19 protein-coding genes are annotated in these 18,258 nt (G+C 65.9%); 2 read left to right on the forward strand and 17 right to left on the reverse strand.

Going from position 1 to position 18,258, the window contains the following annotated elements; genetic code table 11:
* Positions 1-33: 33 nt before the first annotated feature.
* From ABW18_RS15160 to ABW18_RS15210, 12 genes are all read right to left on the reverse strand, one after another.
* Complete coding sequence (locus tag ABW18_RS15160; RefSeq protein WP_049699838.1) at positions 34-1,197, reverse strand: zinc-binding dehydrogenase; 1,164 nt, start codon at positions 1,195-1,197, stop codon at positions 34-36.
* A gap of 147 nt (positions 1,198-1,344) precedes the next feature.
* The gene (locus ABW18_RS15165) at positions 1,345-1,647 is read right to left on the reverse strand and encodes a hypothetical protein (RefSeq protein ID WP_049699839.1); all 303 of its coding nucleotides are present in this window, start codon (positions 1,645-1,647) and stop codon (positions 1,345-1,347) included.
* 2 nt (positions 1,648-1,649) lie between these two features.
* The gene (locus ABW18_RS15170) at positions 1,650-2,078 is read right to left on the reverse strand and encodes a DUF6325 family protein (protein ID WP_049700076.1); all 429 of its coding nucleotides are present in this window, start codon (positions 2,076-2,078) and stop codon (positions 1,650-1,652) included.
* 33 nt (positions 2,079-2,111) lie between these two features.
* Positions 2,112-3,284, reverse strand: a complete 1,173-nt coding sequence (locus ABW18_RS15175) for a lysophospholipid acyltransferase family protein (RefSeq protein ID WP_049699840.1) — start codon at positions 3,282-3,284, stop codon at positions 2,112-2,114.
* A 214-nt stretch (positions 3,285-3,498) separates the two neighbouring features.
* Entirely contained in the window at positions 3,499-4,563 is a 1,065-nt protein-coding gene (locus tag ABW18_RS15180; RefSeq protein WP_049699841.1) for an NAD-dependent epimerase/dehydratase family protein, read from the reverse strand.
* Between the two features lie 122 nt (positions 4,564-4,685).
* Positions 4,686-4,787, reverse strand: a complete 102-nt coding sequence (locus ABW18_RS22495) for a 30S ribosomal protein bS22 (protein WP_003402602.1) — start codon at positions 4,785-4,787, stop codon at positions 4,686-4,688.
* A gap of 241 nt (positions 4,788-5,028) precedes the next feature.
* Positions 5,029-5,259, reverse strand: coding sequence for a helix-turn-helix domain-containing protein (locus ABW18_RS15185; RefSeq protein WP_005204681.1), 231 nt, complete (start codon positions 5,257-5,259; stop codon positions 5,029-5,031).
* 221 nt (positions 5,260-5,480) lie between these two features.
* Positions 5,481-6,317 (reverse strand): pyrroline-5-carboxylate reductase, encoded by an 837-nt coding sequence (gene proC, locus ABW18_RS15190; protein ID WP_049699842.1) that lies wholly within the window; start codon positions 6,315-6,317, stop codon positions 5,481-5,483.
* A gap of 67 nt (positions 6,318-6,384) precedes the next feature.
* Complete coding sequence (locus ABW18_RS15195) at positions 6,385-7,236, reverse strand: thioesterase family protein (RefSeq protein ID WP_049699843.1); 852 nt, start codon at positions 7,234-7,236, stop codon at positions 6,385-6,387.
* Positions 7,233-8,129 (reverse strand): sugar phosphate isomerase/epimerase family protein, encoded by an 897-nt coding sequence (locus ABW18_RS15200; RefSeq protein ID WP_049699844.1) that lies wholly within the window; start codon positions 8,127-8,129, stop codon positions 7,233-7,235. The genes ABW18_RS15195 and ABW18_RS15200 overlap by 4 nt, the downstream gene beginning before the upstream one ends.
* Before the next feature lie 7 nt (positions 8,130-8,136).
* Positions 8,137-9,864, reverse strand: coding sequence for a hypothetical protein (locus ABW18_RS15205; protein WP_049699845.1), 1,728 nt, complete (start codon positions 9,862-9,864; stop codon positions 8,137-8,139).
* 27 nt (positions 9,865-9,891) lie between these two features.
* Positions 9,892-10,908 (reverse strand): Ppx/GppA family phosphatase, encoded by a 1,017-nt coding sequence (locus tag ABW18_RS15210; RefSeq protein WP_049699846.1) that lies wholly within the window; start codon positions 10,906-10,908, stop codon positions 9,892-9,894.
* A gap of 127 nt (positions 10,909-11,035) precedes the next feature.
* Between ABW18_RS15210 and ABW18_RS15215 the strand changes: the two genes are divergently transcribed.
* A complete protein-coding gene (locus ABW18_RS15215; protein ID WP_416259124.1) occupies positions 11,036-11,860 on the forward strand; it encodes a DUF3109 family protein in 825 nt (274 codons plus the stop codon).
* A 39-nt stretch (positions 11,861-11,899) separates the two neighbouring features.
* Positions 11,900-13,060, forward strand: a complete 1,161-nt coding sequence (locus ABW18_RS15220; protein WP_049699847.1) for a GGDEF domain-containing protein — start codon at positions 11,900-11,902, stop codon at positions 13,058-13,060.
* On the opposite strand, the gene ABW18_RS15225 is transcribed toward ABW18_RS15220, so the two are convergent.
* The 5 genes from ABW18_RS15225 to ABW18_RS15245 all read right to left on the reverse strand — a co-directional run bounded on the left by ABW18_RS15225 (position 13,042) and on the right by ABW18_RS15245 (position 18,205).
* The gene (locus tag ABW18_RS15225) at positions 13,042-13,728 is read right to left on the reverse strand and encodes a response regulator transcription factor (RefSeq protein WP_049699848.1); all 687 of its coding nucleotides are present in this window, start codon (positions 13,726-13,728) and stop codon (positions 13,042-13,044) included. The two genes, ABW18_RS15220 and ABW18_RS15225, sit on opposite strands and share 19 nt — an antisense overlap.
* Positions 13,725-15,212: a sensor histidine kinase gene (locus ABW18_RS15230; RefSeq protein ID WP_049699849.1), complete on the reverse strand. Its 1,488-nt coding sequence runs from the start codon at positions 15,210-15,212 to the stop codon at positions 13,725-13,727. The genes ABW18_RS15225 and ABW18_RS15230 overlap by 4 nt, the downstream gene beginning before the upstream one ends.
* Positions 15,213-15,321: 109 nt before the next feature.
* Complete coding sequence (locus tag ABW18_RS15235; RefSeq protein WP_049699850.1) at positions 15,322-15,660, reverse strand: GNAT family N-acetyltransferase; 339 nt, start codon at positions 15,658-15,660, stop codon at positions 15,322-15,324.
* 54 nt (positions 15,661-15,714) lie between these two features.
* Entirely contained in the window at positions 15,715-16,461 is a 747-nt protein-coding gene (locus ABW18_RS15240; protein ID WP_049699851.1) for a phosphoglyceromutase, read from the reverse strand.
* Between the two features lie 136 nt (positions 16,462-16,597).
* The gene (locus ABW18_RS15245; RefSeq protein ID WP_049699852.1) at positions 16,598-18,205 is read right to left on the reverse strand and encodes an AMP-binding protein; all 1,608 of its coding nucleotides are present in this window, start codon (positions 18,203-18,205) and stop codon (positions 16,598-16,600) included.
* Positions 18,206-18,258 lie beyond the last annotated feature (53 nt).

Raw genomic sequence — 18,258 nt, forward strand, 5'->3', positions numbered from 1 at the left:
AAACCTCCCGCCGGCCTGCCGGCCCCGCCGGCCTCAGAGCCCCGCGACGGGGCTCGACGGGTCGATGAGCACCTTCGCGTGGTGCTCCGCGCCGCCGAGGATCTCGAAAACGTCTGCGACTGCGTCGAATCCGATGATGCCGGTGACCAGTGGCGTCACGTCGACCTTGCCGTCGGCGATGAGGTGCAGCGCGGTGCGGAACTCGGCGGGGTCGTAGTAGATCACAAAGCGCAGGTCGAGTTCTTTGTTGATCGCCATCGCGGGTCGGAAGCGGTCGGACTCCATGCACACGCCGACCACGACGATGCGCGTCCGCAGCGGCACGCCCGACACGATGTTCTCGATCATTCCCGGCACGCCGACGCACTCGAACACGACCGGCCCCTTCGGGGTGGCGCCGACCTTGTCGCCGAGTTCGATTGCCTTCCACCACGGCAGGCCGTAGATGCGGCGCAGGATGTGCATGGCGTCGAACGCGGTGCCGAGCAATTGCCCTGTGCGCGTGAGGTATTCGCCCTTCTTGGCGGCGATGTCCCACGGGGAGTCGACAGTCGGGTCGACGACGATGTCGGCGCCGCAGCGTCGGGCAAGATCTCGACGACCCGCCGACAGGTCGGAGGCGATGACGGTCTTGACGCCCTTGGCCTTGAGAACCAGGATCACCGACAGCCCAATAGGTCCGCAGCCCACCACGACCGCGACGTCGCGCTTGCTCACGTCACCGCGGTTGACCGCGTGCACGGCAACCGACAGCGGTTCGGTCAGGGCGGCGTGGTCGAGTGGCACGCCGTCGGGCACGGGCATCGTCATGTCCTCGGAGACGACGACGTACTCGGCGTAGGCACCGGGGGCGTCGGCGCTGAGTCCGACGAGGTGCTCGGTCTCGCCGTGCTTGATGATCGGTAGTGCGGCGACCAGGGTTCCCGGCGCCCACTTCTTGCGGCACTTGGGGCCGTACTCGGCGATCTCGCCGATGAATTCGTGGCCCATCACGACGTGATCTGTCGAGCGCATGAAGCGGTCGTAGCCGACCTCGGCGGTGACATCGGCGGTGTCGTCACCGTGCGTGCGCGCGTGCAGATCAGAGCCGCAGATCCCGGTGCGCCGCACCTTCAACAACACCTGACCTGGACCTGGCTGCGGCTTCTCGATCTCCTCGACACTCAGCTTGCCCTCGTGACACACCACTGCCCGCATCGGCTTCCTCTCGTGCGATGTTCCAACACTCGTTGTAACGTTCTACCGCACAATACGCCGACGCTGTGACGCGGCTCCCTGCCCTGGGTCCGGCCAAGCGAGAACAAGTCCGGACGGGACAAGCCCGTCGCAGCCGCCAGAGCCTCGTCAGGAGAAGATGCGCGACGAGATCTCGGCGAACTCGGTATCGGTGACGACGCCCGCCGACCGCAGCGACGTGAGCGCATTCATGAGTTGCGACTTCGGATCTGCGGCAACCGGCTGAGCGGCCGGCGCAGCAACAGGCTGGGCAACCGGCTGTGGGGCAACAGGCTGCGCAACCGGCTGCTGCGCGGCGTGCGCCTGCTGCGATGCTGCCTGCGCGGCCCACCTGTCCTGTTGCCGACGCTGCACCCGGCCGTGCACCGAGCTGGCGACGGCCGCGCGGCCCGCTGTGCGAATCAGGCTCATGATCAGTTCCCTTCGAGAGCGTCAGTGGCGTCGAGAGCGTCGATCAGGTCGTCGACGAGGACCGGCCCCTCGGTGAGCACGGTTCCGCCGTCGGCACCCCACGCGCCGATGACGGGGAGGAACGATAGCTCCTCGTAGACCACGATGGCGGCGACCTCGCCTGCGGCGAGCGATTCCGCGGCAGCAGCGACGTCGTCGTCATCGATCAGGTGCGAGTCGGCACCCGAGAATTCGTCGAGGCCGACGCTCGCGGCGTCGAGTCGCTGCACCTTGCCGTCGGCGTCGCGGCTGACGAACTCCGTGTCGAGAACGTTGACCCGACCCGCAGCAACCAGGTCGGTCAGCACCGCGAAGCCGGCCGACGGCACGGGCGCCGACGGAAAACTCACGACAATGAAATTGATGGGGCCCAAGTCGGCGTCGAAACTCACGCCCTGAGAGTATCGCCCACCGCTCGCTGCCACTCAGCCGAAGTACACGCTCCCCCGACGGCTGAGCATGCGGAACAGTGTCTGCTGAATCTCTTCGCGGACATGGTCGGTGAGGTCGAAGACAACCATGGGGTCGTCGGCGGACGACTCGTCGTAGCCGCCCGTCTCGATGGGACGGCCGAAGTGGATATGCCACTTCGACGGCAGCGGCACCAGACCCAGCGGTCCGAGCAGTGGGAACGTCGGCGTGATGGGCAGGTACGGCAGCCCGAGGATGCGGGCGATCGGCTTGAGGTCGGCGAGCATCGGGTAGATCTCCTCCGACCCGACGATCGACACCGGGATGATCGGGCTGGCGTTGCGCAGCGCCGTCGTCACGAAGCCTCCGCGACCGAATCGCGCGAGCTTGTACCGATCCTTGTAGAGCTTTCCGATCCCCTTGTAGCCCTCGGGCCACACCGCGGTGAGTTCGCCCGCTCGCAACAGGCGGTCGGCGTCGTTGGTGCATGCGAGGGTCGCGCCGATACGGCGGGCCACCTCGCTGACCGCTGGTGTGTCAAAAGCCATGTCGGCGGCGAGGATTCGCAGATGCCGACCGGTTGGGTGATTGTCGTGCAAGGCGAGGCTGGTCATCAGCGCGTCGATGGGCAACGCACCGGCATGGTTGGCGACGAGCAGAGCGCCACCTGTGAGCGGCAGGTTCTCCACACCGGTCACCTCGACACGGAACCACTTCTCGTACACCTGGCGGATCGCGGGGAACCAGACCGACTCGGTGAAGTGCGGGTCGAAGCCGAAGTCGTCGATCTCGTAGTCGCCGGTCATCCGCTCACGAATGAAACCCGCTGTGGCAGTAAGTGAATCAGCAACTGCACCACGGATACCACCGAGACTGAACAACGGGCTGCGCGCAGGTCCACGCTGCTCGACGCCGAGGGCGTCGGTCTCGAGCGCGACGTCGTCGTTGATGGGGGTGACCGCAGCGGGCGGCCGGCCGAAGCCGTCGGTATTGGGGTGGCCGATACTCGACGGCGCCGTTGCCTGCTGGCTCGGGTGGCGACCGCGGCCGCCATCGCGCGTGACTCCCGGCTGATCGCGACGAGACGCTTCGAGGCCCGCCCTGGAGTTGCCCACACCGGAGCTTGCGTACAACTGGATCACCTTTGCCGTCCGTGCATCACCAGAAGACGTCACGTGATTCGACAAGGCGTTCCACCCCCAACGGGTATGACGCAGAAGAACGGGAGGGGGGTGCCTGGTGTCGCTGCGTCGACGCACCGGGCCTGACGCCCGAGTTTACGGGTTCGTCCCTGATAGTGCACGTTCCGCCGCCGTATTTGCATTGTCATTGAATGCGTCAAATTGGGGATTCAAATTGACGCCAAAAACAGACAGTCTGTGCGATTTGTGCGCGAATTGTTCAGGCAAGCCGATGCGCCGCCGATACGACTTGTCGTTCCGCTTTTCGCCACGTATCCGGCGCGATCACAGGAGTCACACCACTGCGGTCGACGAAGTCGTCGAGCGTCTCCGACGTTGAGTACCGGGGCGCGAATCCGAGCTCGGTGCGCATCCTCGTTGTGTCGAGAACCCTTCCGTACGTAAGGAATTCGGTCTGCGACGACCGCAGACGAGCTGAGCGAAGATTCTGCATCACCCCGGTGATCGGCGCGAGCAGACCGCTCACCACGGGCAGTTCCACGTGTCCGACGCGTCGAATGGCCTGCGTCAACGTCACCACTCCGTCGCCTGCGATGTTGAAAGTTCCCGGCCGCCCACGCAGCGTCACGTGTTCCATTGCTGCGAGTGCGTCCTCTTCATGCAGAAATTGCAGACGTGGTTGATAGCCGATGACAGTCGGAACCACCGGGAGCGAAAGATAGGAACTCATCCTGGTGTTGATTCGAGGACCGAGCATGGCCTGCAGTCGCATCGTCGTCACGTCGATGTCCTGGCGTCGTCGCGCGAGTCCGCGCACGTACCCCTCGACGTCGAGCATGTCGCGTCCGTAGCCGCGACGGGGTTCACGCTTAGCGGGCGTCTCCTCGGTGAAGTAGGCGGGGTCGCGGGGGCTCGCACCGTAGACCATCGCCGTCGAACGCAGGATGAGCCGTTTGACCGAGGGGCTTCGCTGACACGCACCGCACACCTGCATCGCGCCGAGGAGATTGAACTCCTTGATGGCCGCGGAGTGCGGAGCGGTCTCCATGATCGACGTCGCGGCGTGCACAACGGTGTCGACCTCGTAGTGCGAGATCGCCTTCGCTATCGCGGGCCTGCGGATGTCGAGGCGCAGGAACTCTGCGCGCCCCATTCGCCGCATCAGGTCCTTGCGCGGCACCCGTGAGTCGACTGCGAGGACCCGCTCGACGTCGGGATTGGCCGCCAGTGCGGCGACGAGGTATCCACCGAGAAAGGTCGACGCCCCGGTGACCAGCACCGTGCGCGGAACCTGTTGGACGTCGGATTGAGAACCATCGGGCATGAACGCAAGGCTAGCCCGACGAAAAAGAACCCGCACTCAGGCGGGTTCTTTTGGCGCGCGGTCGAGATGACCGCGAACGTATCGGTGGAGCGAATCCGCGCCGACTTACTCGGCGCGAGCGCTCACTTACCGAGTTTGCGACGCTGCACGCGGGTACGACGCAGAAGCTTGCGGTGCTTCTTCTTCGACATGCGCTTGCGGCGCTTCTTGATCACTGAACCCATCGGGGCACTTCCTTACTCACACGGTCTCACGCGGTTTCACGGCACGCTGTCGTCGACACTCACACTTGGGTGGTGAGGCCTGCCCGCCGGAACCTTGCGGCGAGATCAGCTACGCGATCATCAACACTACCGGTCGAGGTCGCAAAGAGAAAAATCAGGGGACCTCTGGTGAACACCACAACTCCTGCCGACGGCGCGCTGCGCGCGTTCGGCAGGAGTTGCCTCGTAGTTCGCGGTCGGACTAACCGGCGTCGAAGTAGGACGTCTCCAGGTAGTCATGCACAGCCTTGGCGTGCACACGGAAGGAACGACCCACGCGCACGGCGGGGAGTTCCCCACTGTGGACGAGGCGATAAACGGTCATCTTCGAGACGCGCATCAACGATGCGACCTCGGCCACGGTCAAGAACTGCGACCCTGAAGCCGCGTTGCTGACCGCACCTGACCTGTCACCAGGAGTCTCTGCTGCCATGAGTTACTCATACCTCCGGAGCACGCGTCGCGGCCGCCGGCTTCCCCTCCGGCGGACACCAGACACGCACGTGCTTAAAGCAGCTTAGCGTGGCAGATGTGAAAAAAGCGACGTAAGTGGCCTGGATCGGCGGCATTTCTGGCCCTCGACCACAACATGCTGGGGTTTTGGCCGGTAGAAGCCCCAAATATTGGGAGCCGACACCCGACGTGGTCGGCTGTTCAGCCTCCCAAACCCTCAACGTCGGGTCGACGTCCCGCGCGCGCACTGGCTTGCGCACACGCCTCCGTGGCCCGATACATCGCTGCTCGCGCACCGTTTTCCTCGAGCACGCGGATCGCGGCCGCGGTGGTTCCACCGGGCGATGTCACGGCTGCGCGCAGGTCGACCGGAGAGACCCCGGAGTCGCTCATCAGGATCCCCGACCCGCGGATCGTCTGCACTGCCAATTCGCTCGCCTGCGCGCGGGTGAGGCCGAGCGCAACGCCTGCGTCGATCATCGATTCGGCGAGGAGGAACACGTAGGCGGGTCCGGAGCCCGAGATCGCGGTGACCGCATCCATCTGCTTCTCCGGGACGACGATGACCTTGCCGACGCTCTCGAGCAGCCCGACGACCGCGGTGAGCTGCTCTGGGTCGACGTGGCGCCCCGGCGCGACCGCCGACATCGCTTCGTTCACGAGCATCGGCGTATTCGGCATGACCCGCACGACCGGCACGCCTGCGGGCAGCGCGTTCTCGTAGCGGGCGATCGGCACTCCCGCCGCGAGGCTGATGGTGACGCGCTCGGATTCGCCGTCGTCGTCGACCCGCGCGAGTTGGCGCAGCACGGCGTCGACGATGTCGGGTTTCACCGCGATGAAGACGTATTGGGAGCCCTCGACCGCGGTGGGGATATCGGTGACCAGTACGCCGTACTCCTCGGAGAGCTCGCGGGCGCGTCCCTCGTTGGGCTCGGCCACGGCCAGGTTCTTGGGCTGGTGACCCGCTGCGATGAGTCCGGCAAGGAGCGCCTCGCCGATCTTGCCGCCGCCGATGACGGCGATCCGTTCACTCACGTCGTGGTGCCTTTCTTCTCAGCCGTGACATCTGTGGTCAGCGGAATTCGGGTCAGCCGGGTTCGTATCAGCTCTGCCGCTGCGGGATCAGCGCGAGCTGACGCGACTGCGCGACCACGGTGCCCGTCGAGTCCACCACGAGGTGGTCCTCCTCGAACATTCCGGGTCCTACCTCGGTACTCGACGCCGCGAACCGCAGCCAACCCGGCGCGGGATGTCGTCGGACATAGGTGGTGAGCTGGACGGTCGGCGCCCACCCGAAGAGCGCGAGGTTCATCACCACCGGCGGCGAGATGTCGCAGACCAGCACGGCGAAATCGACGTCGGGCTCGGCGTTCTTCGGACGCGTCCACCCGCGCACGACCGGCTCACCGGTCTCACCGCGCGCGACGGGGAAGCTCGTCGGATCGAGCACCAGGTCGAGTGCTGCCCCGAGGTGCATGACCTCACCGACCGGCGAGCCGTCGATGGAGATGCCGCCGGGCTGCGGATCGACGGGCAGGTCGTCGAGCACCGACGGTGCCGAGTGATGGGGCGTGCCGCTGTCGGGTCGCGCGAGGGTGACCGACGACGACACCATCAGTCGTCCGTTCTGCGCGAGGTCGACGGTCAGCAGGGTGACGGTGCGACCGCGTTTGCGCAGCGTGACCGCGAGATCGACGTCGGCGGGATCGGGCGCGGCGAGGTAGTCGCTGGCGATGGCGACGGGCACGAGGTCGGCTGCCGACGGCATCGACTCGTCTGAGCCGACGAGCTCGTCGTATGCGTGCCGCGCCGCTCGGGCGACCAGCATCTGCATCGTGCCGCCGTGCACCTTGGGTCCGATCGTGAACGTCGGGTCGATACTCGCGCGGTAATTCACATCGCCGGGGCCCTCGGTGGGACGCAGGGTCAACAGCCCAGCGATCTTGTCGCTCATTCGGTTTCGGTCTCCTGGATCGGTGCAGTGCGGACGGGATCGCGTCGAAGGTTGGTTCGCGCGAAGTCGAGGGCGCGCCCGAGGAGGGCTGCGCGTTCGGGTTTGGTGCGTGCCGATCCCGTGCTGACCTCGAGCACAACAGCCCCGGCGAAGTCGCTCGCGGCAAGGCGTCGGCACACCTCGACGCAGGGTTGCGATCCGTCGCCCGGGATCAGATGCTCGTCGGTTGCCGCACCGCTGCCGTCGGCGAGGTGGAGATGGCTCAGCGCCGGCCCCATACGCTCGAACAGATCGACCGCGTCAACCCCGGCCGTCGCGGTATGCGAGAGGTCGAGGGTGTAGTGCGCGTACCCGTCGTCGGTGGGGTCGGTGGACTTCCCGAACGCCGATGCCGCGCGACCCGGCCCTCCCCCACGTGCGTTCAACCGCTGCGCCGAGCGCTTACCCGCGCCGAAGAGCCGGTCGGCGCGCATCGGGAACATGTTCTCCACCGCGACGTCGACGCCGCTGTTCTCCTCGAGTTCCGTCACGAGGTCGTCGAATGCTGCGGTGTACGCCCGCTGCCAGCGGAAAGGCGGATGTACGACGACGGTCGGCGCTCCGAGATCCTCCGCCGCCGACACCGCACGCGCCAGCTTGGCCTGCGGATCGCGACCCCATACGCGCTGCGAGATGAGCAGGCACGGCGCGTGGATCGACAGCACCGGAACCTGATATCGCTCGGACAGGTACTCGACGTGAGAGATGTCCTGGCTGACAGCCTCACCCCACACCATGAGTTCGACGCCGTCGAAACCCAGCTCAGCCGCGTACGCGAAGGCCGCCTCGGTGTTCTGCGGATAGACCGACGCCGTCGACAGCCCGATGGGGATGTCGGCTACAGGAGTGACCATCAGATCCTCACGTCGCGAGCAACACCAACGGACCGATGGTCACGATCAGTCCGACACCCAGGGCCAGCAACGTGGTGAACAGGTCGCGGGAGTGCCGCACGGCGTGGGTGAACGAGACGATGCCGAAGATCACCAGCACCGCCAACACCAGCGCGAAGTAGACGTTCCAGCGCCAGAGCTCGGTGAATCCCCAGAACAATCCGACACCGACCGCCAGCCCGAGGATCGCCTCGCCGATGACCAACAGCCACGCCTTCGCCGGCGAACGGCCGTCCCCGTCGTCGGAGTCGCCGGGCCGCGCGTCCTTGGACGTTGCCGCTTTCGACGTGGGGGTTTTGGATTTGGGGGCTTCGGACGTCGGGGTTAGGGGCGCCGCCGCGCTGTCCGTTTCCTTCTCGTCTACCGCGCTCTTGTCCGCTGCGCTCGCGTCCGCTGGGTTCTTGTCCGCAGGACTCCTGTCCGCAGGGCTCTTGTCCGCTGGGCTCGTGCCGACTGCGGCCGCGACCGCGGCGGCGCCGACTCCGGTCAAGCCTGTCGTCGCAGCCTCGGGTGAGTCTGATTCGAGCGCCTCGGCCGCATCGCGATCGGCGTGCTCACGGGCGTCACGCTCGTCGTCATCCTCGCGGACGCTGTCGAACGACGAGTAGCCGTACGCGCGGTCGCCGTCGAACTTGCCTGCGTCGAACTTGCCTGAGTCGTCGTAAGCATTTGCGTCACTGGGTCGTTCGACGTCACTCAATGTCTCGGCGTCACCGGATCGCTCGGCGTCGGGGGTCACGCCGCGTGGCTCCCCGACGATCCCGATGGCCGTGGTCTCCTCCACGAACGCGGCGCCGGAGGTGTGGCGATCGTCGTCGACGAGTGAGTCGGACTCGACGTCGGTGCGGTCGTCCCGCGCGGCGGCCTTGCGCCCGAACCACCCGCGCTTGCGCTTGGGTTTGTCGCCGGAGCGTCGGGCCGCGCGCTTCTTCGACGACGCACTCTTCTCGTCGTCATCGTCGTATTCGGCGAACGACCGGTATGCGTCGAAGTCGTCGTCGATGACGTCTGCGAACCTGCCGGTTCGCGCGGGCGGCGGCGCATCGAGTTCTACGACGTCGACGTCGTCGGCCTCGACGAGCCGCACGCCGTCGGCGGTGTCGTCGTCGCCGACGATCGGGATGATTCCGGTGACAGCGTTCGCGTGCTCGTCGCTGACAGGTTCAGCGTCGGACGTGCTGCGCGATGCCCGCTCGGCGATGGCGGCGGAACTGAAGTCGCGCGTCTGCGGCGGAGCGTCGTAGACGCCGCGGTCGAATCCGGTCGACGCGCCGGCGGGGTCGGCGGAATCCTGGAGCGGTCGGCGGTCGGTCGCACGTCGCGGGACCGGGCTGCTCGACCGCGGGAAATGCGGCGCGGAGTCAGGCGACTCCCAGGCATTCGGGGCGCCGGCCGCCGGGGTGTCGGTCTTCGGTGCCTGAGTCTTTGGAGCCTGGGTCTTCGGTGCGCTGGTCTTCGGGGCTTCGCTCCTGGGCGCGTCGGTGATTCGCGGGATCTCGCCGGTGAGCTCAGACACCGAGACGGCTCCGTCGCGCCCGGCACGGCGCCTGCCACGGGTTTCGGTGAGGCGCTTCGTGCGTTCCTCGTCGGCGATGGCGGCGTCGCGACGTGCGAGCAGTTCCGACACGGAGATGGGCCTCGACTCCGACGCCGAGTCGTCCGATCCGCCCGTGGGTGACCCCGGTTGCTTGGCCATCGAAACTCGCTCTCCTCCTCAGGCCGCCTAGCGCAGGCCCTGGGTTGCCGGTGTCGAACCCGCCGACCCTGTGCGGGTCGCTTCAGTGGGGGTCGTCCCGATCTGTTCTTGGTTGTCCGCCAGCTCGGTGTCGAGACGACGCAGGATCACGCCCTCGCGCAAGGCCCACGGACAGATCTCCAGTGTATCGACCGACAGCGCCCGCATCGCCGCCTCCGCGACGAGCGCGCCCGCAACGAGTTGACCAGCACGATCGGCGCTGACGCCCTCGAGTTCTGCGCGGTCGTCGCGGGTCATCCGCGAGATGAAGGCGATCAACTGGCGCAGCCCGCTCGCGGTGAGTTGACGCTTGACCCGCAACCCGGCTCCCGACGGCGCCGCGCCGGTCAGACGCGCGAGCGAGCGGAACGTCTTCGACGTCGCAACCGCGATGTCGGGTTTGCCCGCGGCACGCAGTTCGCGCGCGGGATCTCTGAGCTCGGCATCGAGCCAGTCGCGCAGCACGCCGATACGTCGACGGTCCGGCGGATCGTCGGGCAGCCACTCGCGGGTCAACCTGCCGGCGCCAAGCGGCAGGCTCAACGCGACGTCGGGCTCCTCGTCGACGCCGTTGGAGATCTCGAGCGATCCACCTCCGATGTCGAGCGCGAGGATGCGACCGGCGCTCCAGCCGTACCAGCGTCGCACGGCCAGCGAGGTCAGTCGCGCCTCGTCGCGACCGCTCAACACGGTCACTCGGACACCGGTCTTGGCTTCGACGCGGTCGAGCACTTCTTCGGAATTGGTCGCATCGCGCACCGCAGACGTCGCGAACGCCATCGTCTGCTCGCACCCCGACGTGGCGGCGATGTGGGTGAACTCGTCGACCGAGTCGATCAGCGATCGGGCACCGCGCTCGGTGAGCCTGCCCTTCTCGTCGATCTGTTCGGCGAGCCGCAGAACCGACTTGGTTGAGCTCATCGGTGTCGGATGGCCGCCGCGATGGGCATCGACGACGAGCAGGTGGACAGTATTGCTGCCCACGTCGAGCACTCCTAAACGCACGCATACACGGTAGTGCTTCGACGATTCGCCATGTTGCGTGGGTGGCGAAACACACGGGCGCGATCAGACGCCACGCTGCCGATACGACTACCGTGAACGCGTGCCAAGCCCCACCCCGTCCGCACAGATCTCACCGGCTCCCGAGGTACCACTCGACTTCGCGCGCGAATGGTATGAGTTCTTCGATCCCGCGGACCCAGAACACCTCATCAACGCCGACCTGACCTGGCTGTTGTCGCACTGGACATGTGTCTTCGGAACACCGGCGTGCCAGGGGATCATCGACGGCCGACCCGACGACGGCTGCTGCAGCCACGGCGCCTACCTGACCGACAAGGACGACCGAAAACATCTCGCGAAGAGCGTCGCCATGCTCACCCCTGACGACTGGCAGTTCTACGAGAAGGGATCTGGCAAGGATCCCCTCGGCAAGAAGGGGTATCTCGAAGAGGGAGACCTCGACGACGAGCCCGCACTCAAGACGCGAACTCACAAGGGCGCGTGCATCTTTCTCAATCGTCCCGGTTTCGACCGCGGACCCGGATGTGCACTACACGCCATGGCGCTGCGCAAGGGCATCGAGCCGTGGAGCGTGAAACCCGATGTGTGCTGGCAACTTCCGATCCGGCGCGAGCAGGACTGGGTGGAGCGCCCCGACGGGACGCAGGTCCTCAAGACCACGATCACCGAGTTCGACCGTCGCGGCTGGGGCGAGGGCGGACACGACCTCAAGTGGTATTGCTCGGGTTCGCCCGACGCCCACGTCGGCGCGACGCAGGTCTTCGAGTCCTACGCCCCGGAACTGACCGAACTCCTCGGCAAGCCCGCATACGACGAGTTGGCTCGGGCGTGCCGACGCCGCAACGGCCTCGGGATCGTCGCGGTCCATCCGGCGACAGCCGCGGCGACCACGCGCCGGACGACCGACATCAAGTACGAGGAACTGGGTTAACCGCCGCGGAGGCGCCGCGCATCGGGCACACTACCGAGCATGCGATTTGGGATACCAAATACAGCTCGGCAGTTACTGAAGGCCGACGAGTACGAGTGGCTGGTGTCCTATCTCGTCGCGCGCGGCCTGCTCCGCTGGAGCAGGTGGCTGGTAGCGATCGACGGCGCCACCATCGGGGTGACTGCGATGCTCGCCGCCCTCGCTCCCCCAGGCGTGCTGTGGCCGTATGGCAACCTCGTGATGGCGGGTCTGGCCGTCGCCGGCATCTGCTGGGCGGCACGGTGGCTTTTCGGGCGCTGGCCGTCGCATCTCGAATCGTTGGTTTTGATCGCCGCAGCCGACATCGGTGTCGCGACAGCATGTTTCGCTCATCACAACCTCGTGCTCGGCGTTGCCGCGACACCGCTGTTCGCGGCAACAGGGGCCTACATCGCCTTCTTCCACAGCACCGCAGCCAATATCTGCCATATCGTCTTCGCGGTCACCGTGGTGGTCACTGCCGTCGTCGCAAGCGGTTTTGTTCAAGGCCTGCAATGGCTTCCGGTCGCGATGAGCAAAGGCTTGATCGCCCTGTTGCTGACAGCGCTTGTCCTGCCGTTCCTGCGCATCGCCTACAGCATGTTCCGGTCCAGTGCTGACGCGTCGGCGGTCGACTCGCTGACCGGATTGCTGAACAGGCGCGGCCTTCGACAGGAGGTCGCGAAGGCCGAGATCGAATCACCCGACTCGACCCCGTGGACGGTCGTCGCGGTCGATCTCGACAACTTCAAGGCCGTCAACGACATCTACGGGCACCAGCGAGGCGACGACGTCCTCGTCGCAGTAGCGGATGTACTCCGACGTTGCCAGGTCCCGGGTACGCAGACACTGATCGTCAGACTGGGCGGCGACGAATTCGCGATGGTGTTGCGTGCAACGAAGACCGATGCGGAGCGCCTCGCCGCCCGCGTCCTGCAGACAATCAGCCAGGAAACCGATCTCGGCGTGTCGGCGAGTCTCGGCGTCGCCACCGGCACCCCGACCAGCGACGTGTTCGAGCTGGTCGCGTCGGCGGACACGGCGATGTACAAGGCAAAACGATCAGGCGGCGACCAGGTGGCTCAGGCCACGCTCTGGCCGGGTCAGAACTCCAACAGTCCGAACTCCAACAGTCACGACCCGGACAGCCGGGAGTCGAACAGTCAGGGCTCGAGTTTGTAGCCGAGTCCGCGGACCGTCACGAGGTGCTTCGGGCTGGCCGGGTCGGGCTCGATCTTCGAGCGAAGCCGCTTCACGTGGACATCGAGAGTCTTGGTGTCGCCGACGTAGTCCGCACCCCACACACGGTCGATGAGCTGACCGCGGGTCAGCACTCGGCCGGAGTTGCGCAGGAGGTACTCGAGGAGGTCGAACTCCTTGAGCGGCAACGTGATCTGCTGTCCGTTGACGGCGACAATGTGGCGCTCGACGTCCATCCGGACAGGACCTGCCTCCAGAATGCCGATGGCCAGGTCGTCGTCGATTCCGTCGCCACCGCGACGCAGCACGGCACGGATACGGGCGATGAGCTCGCGCGCCGAGTACGGCTTGGTGACGTAGTCGTCGGCACCGAGTTCGAGTCCGACGACCTTGTCGATCTCGCTGTCGCGCGCGGTCACCATGATCACCGGCACGCTCGACCGCGTGCGCAACGACTTGCAGATCTCCGTGCCGGACATGCCGGGCAGCATCAGATCGAGCAGAACGATGTCGGGGCTGACGCGATCGAAGGTGCCGAGTGCCGCAGCGCCGTCGTTGACGACGGTGGCCTCGAATCCCTCCTTGCGCAACAGGAATGCCAGCGGATCGGCCAGCGATTCCTCGTCCTCGACGATCAGAACGTGAGTCACCTGTCGGTTTCCTTCGGTCGTGCGAGTGGCGCAGACGGAACCGTCTCGCCCTGGACCACGGCTACAGCTGCCGTAGGTTCGATTATTTCGGTACCGGCTATTCCGGTGCCGGCCACATCGGTGTCGTCGTCGCCCCAACCGATCTCGGTGCTCATGTCCTGCGGAATGCACAGCGTGAACGTCGAGCCGGTGCCTGGCTTACTCCAGAGCGAGATGACTCCACCATGATTGGCGGCGACGTGTTTGACGATTGCGAGCCCCAAGCCGGTGCCGCCGGTACTGCGTGACCGCGCCTTGTCGACGCGGAAGAAGCGCTCGAAGACTCGTTGCTGATCGGCCGGCGCGATCCCGATGCCCCGATCGGTCACGGCGATCGCCACCATCGGCCGTCCGTCGTGGCGGGTCACCCGCCTGCTCACCGAGACGGTTGTGTGCGGCGGTGAGTAGGAGATGGCATTGACGATCAGATTGTTCAGTGCCGTCAACAACAGCATTCGGTCGCCGCGCACCGTCAGGCCTGCCGGGGCGTCGGCGCGCAGTGAGATCGACGCCGCTTCGGCAGCCACACCGGCTGATTCGATCGCGTCGTCGATCAGCGTGTCGATGTCGACGAGTGAGAAGTCGGCGGTCTCGCCCTCTTGCAGTCGCGATAGTGCGAGCAGTTCGGTGACCATGTTGCCCATGCGCGTGGCCTCGGCGACCACACGATTACCGAAGTGCTGCACCGAATCCGAGTCGTCTGACGACTCCAGCAGCGCCTCCGCGAGCAGGCTGATGGCACCGACGGGCGTCTTCAGTTCGTGCGACACATTGGCGACGAAGTCGCGGCGGGTCGCCTCGACGCGCAGGTGCTCGGTGTCGTCGGCGCCGTAGACAACGGCGTAGCGCTCCTCGCCCTCACGGACCAGCCGCGCGATACAGCTCACGGACTCGACGGTCTTGCCGCGTGCACGTCCCGTCGAGAGAAATCCCAACGCCGACGCGGGGGGTTCGAAATCGAAACGACGCTCGGCCTCGGTGTCGAGGACTTCTTTCGCCGCCTCCCAGACCGAATCGTCGAGCAGCCTGTCGCGCACGAGAGCCAATTCGACGGCGCGATGGTTGTAGAGGACGACGTCGCGGAACTGGTCGACGACCGCGACCGCGGTGTCGGAGTTTCGCACGATCAGTCCGAGCAGTCCCGCGGTGGTCATCCGACCGTCCTCGGTGACACCGTGTACGTCGGTCTCGCGCAGCTCCGCGCTCTCGGGCACCACCCGCGGGCGCTCGGCGAGAGTCAACGCGTAGCTGGGCTGATCGTCGGCGATCTCGGGAACGACGGGGGCGGCAACGTTGGTCGCGTGGTTCGCATCGTCGCGGGTGCTGTCGAGCCCGCTGCGTGACATCGCGTCACGACGCCAGAAACGACCGAGCGCGAATCCGACGAGGACGGCTGCCACGAGGACGACGGCAACTGTCACGCCGCCCACGAATACACCGGTCACAACGTCAGCTTACGGCCCACCAAACTGCAGGAACACTCAGTGCAGGACAGTTCGACCGCTGTTCACGCACCGTTCCACCCGCATTACGTGACACCGCCGTCGCTTGCATTCAAGAGGTGACCGACGCCACCAGGTCGGCGTACTCGGGGTGCTGGTCGATGTAGTGACGAACGTACGAGCAGACCGGCACAACCTGCTTGCCCTGCGACCGGATGTCGTCGAGGACGGTCCGAACGAGCTGGCCTGCGTACCCGCGTCCCGAGTAGGCGTCGAGGATCACCGTGTGAGTCAGAATCACCTGGTAGGGCTCCGACACGTAGTCCAGGTACCCGACCAGCCGATCGGTGGGTTCGACGTCGCGCGGATCGGACTCGGGATCGGTGAGGATCGCCTCGTACCTCTCCTGCGGTGCCGAGTGGACTATGCGCAGGGTTCCAGAATCGGCCATGCAACCAATGTAACCGCGGTCACAGCAACCCGCCCGTGACAATTGGGTTACGGACTACTTCTTACCCTGCGCCGCGACGGCCGCAGCACCTGCGGCAGCAGCCTCGGGATCGAGGTACGTGCCACCGGGGTTGAGCGGTTTGAGGTTGTCGTCGAGGTCGTAGCGCAGCGGGTTACCCGTAGGGATGTTGAGCGCGGCGATGTCGGCGTCGGAGATACCGTCGAGGTACTTGACCAGCGCGCGAAGCGAGTTGCCGTGCGCGGCGATGAGCACCGTCTTACCCGCCTTGAGATCGGCGGCGATGTCGGATTCGAAGTACGGGATGAGTCGCTCGACGACATCCTTGAGGCACTCGGTCAGCGGAACCTCGGGGAGGTCGGCGTACCGGGGATCATTCGTCTGGCTGTACTCCGAGTCGGGTTCGATCGGCGGCGGCGGGGTGTCGTAGGAGCGGCGCCACAGCATGAACTGCTCCTCGCCGAACTTCGCGAGGGTGTCGGCCTTGTTGAGACCCTGCAGGGCGCCGTAGTGACGCTCATTGAGACGCCAGTCGCGGACGACCGGAATCCAGATCCGGTCGGCGGCGTCGAGCGCGATGTTCGCGGTGGTGATCGCGCGTCGCAGGAGCGAGGTGTAGAGGACGTCCGGCAACAGATCGTGCTCGACGAGCAGCTCGCCCGCGCGCGTCGCCTCCGCTCGACCCTTGTCGGTCAGCGCGACGTCGACCCAACCGGTGAACTGGTTGGACGCGTTCCATTCGCTCTCGCCGTGCCGCATGAGAATCAGGGTGCCGTTGCTCATAGGGGTCAGTTTTCCATACCGAGGCTTTGCACGGGGGCTTCACCCGAGCCTCCACACGGGGTCGACGGGTCACCGACAAGAGCGGGCCGCCCTCGGAAGTATCCGAAAGCGGCCCGCTGCCTTGCGATCTGGGTGGCTACTTGCGCAGATCCTTGCGCAGGATCTTGCCGGAAGCCGACTTCGGGATGACCTCGATGAACTCGACGGCGCGCACCTTCTTGTGCGGCGCGACCTTCGCGGCGACGAAGTCGATCACCTCGGCTTCGGTCAGCTCCACATCGGACTGCTTGACGACGAAAGCCTTCGGGATCTCCTCGCCGGACTCCTCCTCGATGACACCGATGACTGCCGTGTCGGCGATCTTCGGGTGCGTGAGCAGCAGCGCCTCGAGCTCGGCCGGCGGCACCTGGTAGCCCTTGTACTTGATGAGCTCCTTGAGGCGGTCGACGATGTAGACCGATCCGTCGGCGTCGAGCTGGGCCATGTCGCCGGTGTGGAGGAAGCCGTCGGCGTCGATGGTGTCGTTGGTGGCCTGCTCGTTGTCGAGGTATCCGAGCATCACGTTGGGTCCGCGGACCCACAGTTCGCCGGGCTCGGACAAGCCCTCGCTCGGCACCGTGAACTCTTCACCCGTTGCCGGGTCGACGATCTTGTTCTCCGAGTTCGGAATTGGCCAGCCGACGGACGAGAGCGGCGGCTCGTCGAGCCCCAGCACGGCCTGCGAGTCGACTGGGATGAGGTGGCTGACGGGCGAAAGCTCACTCATGCCGTAGCCCTGCAGCATGTGCAGATTCAGTCGCTTGGCGACTGCCTTGCCGAGCTCGTCGTCGAGCGGCGCCGCACCGGAGAGCATCGTGTGCAGCGACGAGAGGTCGTAGTTGTCGATGATCGGATGCTTCGCGAGAGCCACCGCGACCGGCGGCGCGATGAACGCGTAGGTGACCTTGTAATTCTGGATGTTCTCCAAGAATTCGACGAGATCGAACTTGGCCATCACGACGAGGCTCGCGCGGGCGCGCAGTGCGGCGTTGAGCAGAACGGTCATGCCGTAGATGTGGAAGAACGGAAGCACCGCGACGATCACGTCGTCGCGCGCCATCCCCTGCAGTGGGGCGATCTGCGCGACGTTGGCGACGAGGTTGGTGTGAGAAAGCTTGACGCCCTTGGGGTTTCCGGTGGTACCCGAGCTGTAGGGCAGGACGGCGACGTGCGTCGCCGGGTCGAATGAGACATCCGGTGCCGGCAGATTAGGGCCGAGCAGGTCGGCGGCGTTGGGATGTCCCGACGCCTCGACACCCTCACCGTCGAGGATGACGACGGCGTCGTCGGCGATCCCGACCTCTTTGGCGGCCTCGAGAGCCTGCGCGGCCATCGGCGAGATGGTGACGAGCATCTTGGCACCGGAGTCGGTGAGCTGCTTGGCGATCTCACGTGCTGTGAACAGCGCGTTGATCGTCGTGGCCGTCGCACCCGCGCGCAGCACTCCGTGGAAGACGGTGGCGAACGCGGGAATGTTCGGCGACAGAATTCCGACGACATCGCCGACGCCGATGCCGCGCGCCGCGAGAGCGCCTGCGGCGGCGTTGATCTGGCCGATCAGTTGGCGGTACGTGGTCTTCGTGTCGGTCTTGGGGTCGACGAGCGCGACGCGGTCTAGATCGTCGTCGGCGATACTGCCGAACAGGTAGTCGTAGACGCTGACATTCGGGATCTCGACGTCGGGGTAGGGACTCTTGACGCTCATGGCACCTCCGTTGGTAAATCAGTCAAATAGGATCTTACCAACGGCTGTTGCCA

Source organism: Gordonia jacobaea, from assembly GCF_001186365.1.
Classification (GTDB): domain Bacteria; phylum Actinomycetota; class Actinomycetes; order Mycobacteriales; family Mycobacteriaceae; genus Gordonia; species Gordonia jacobaea.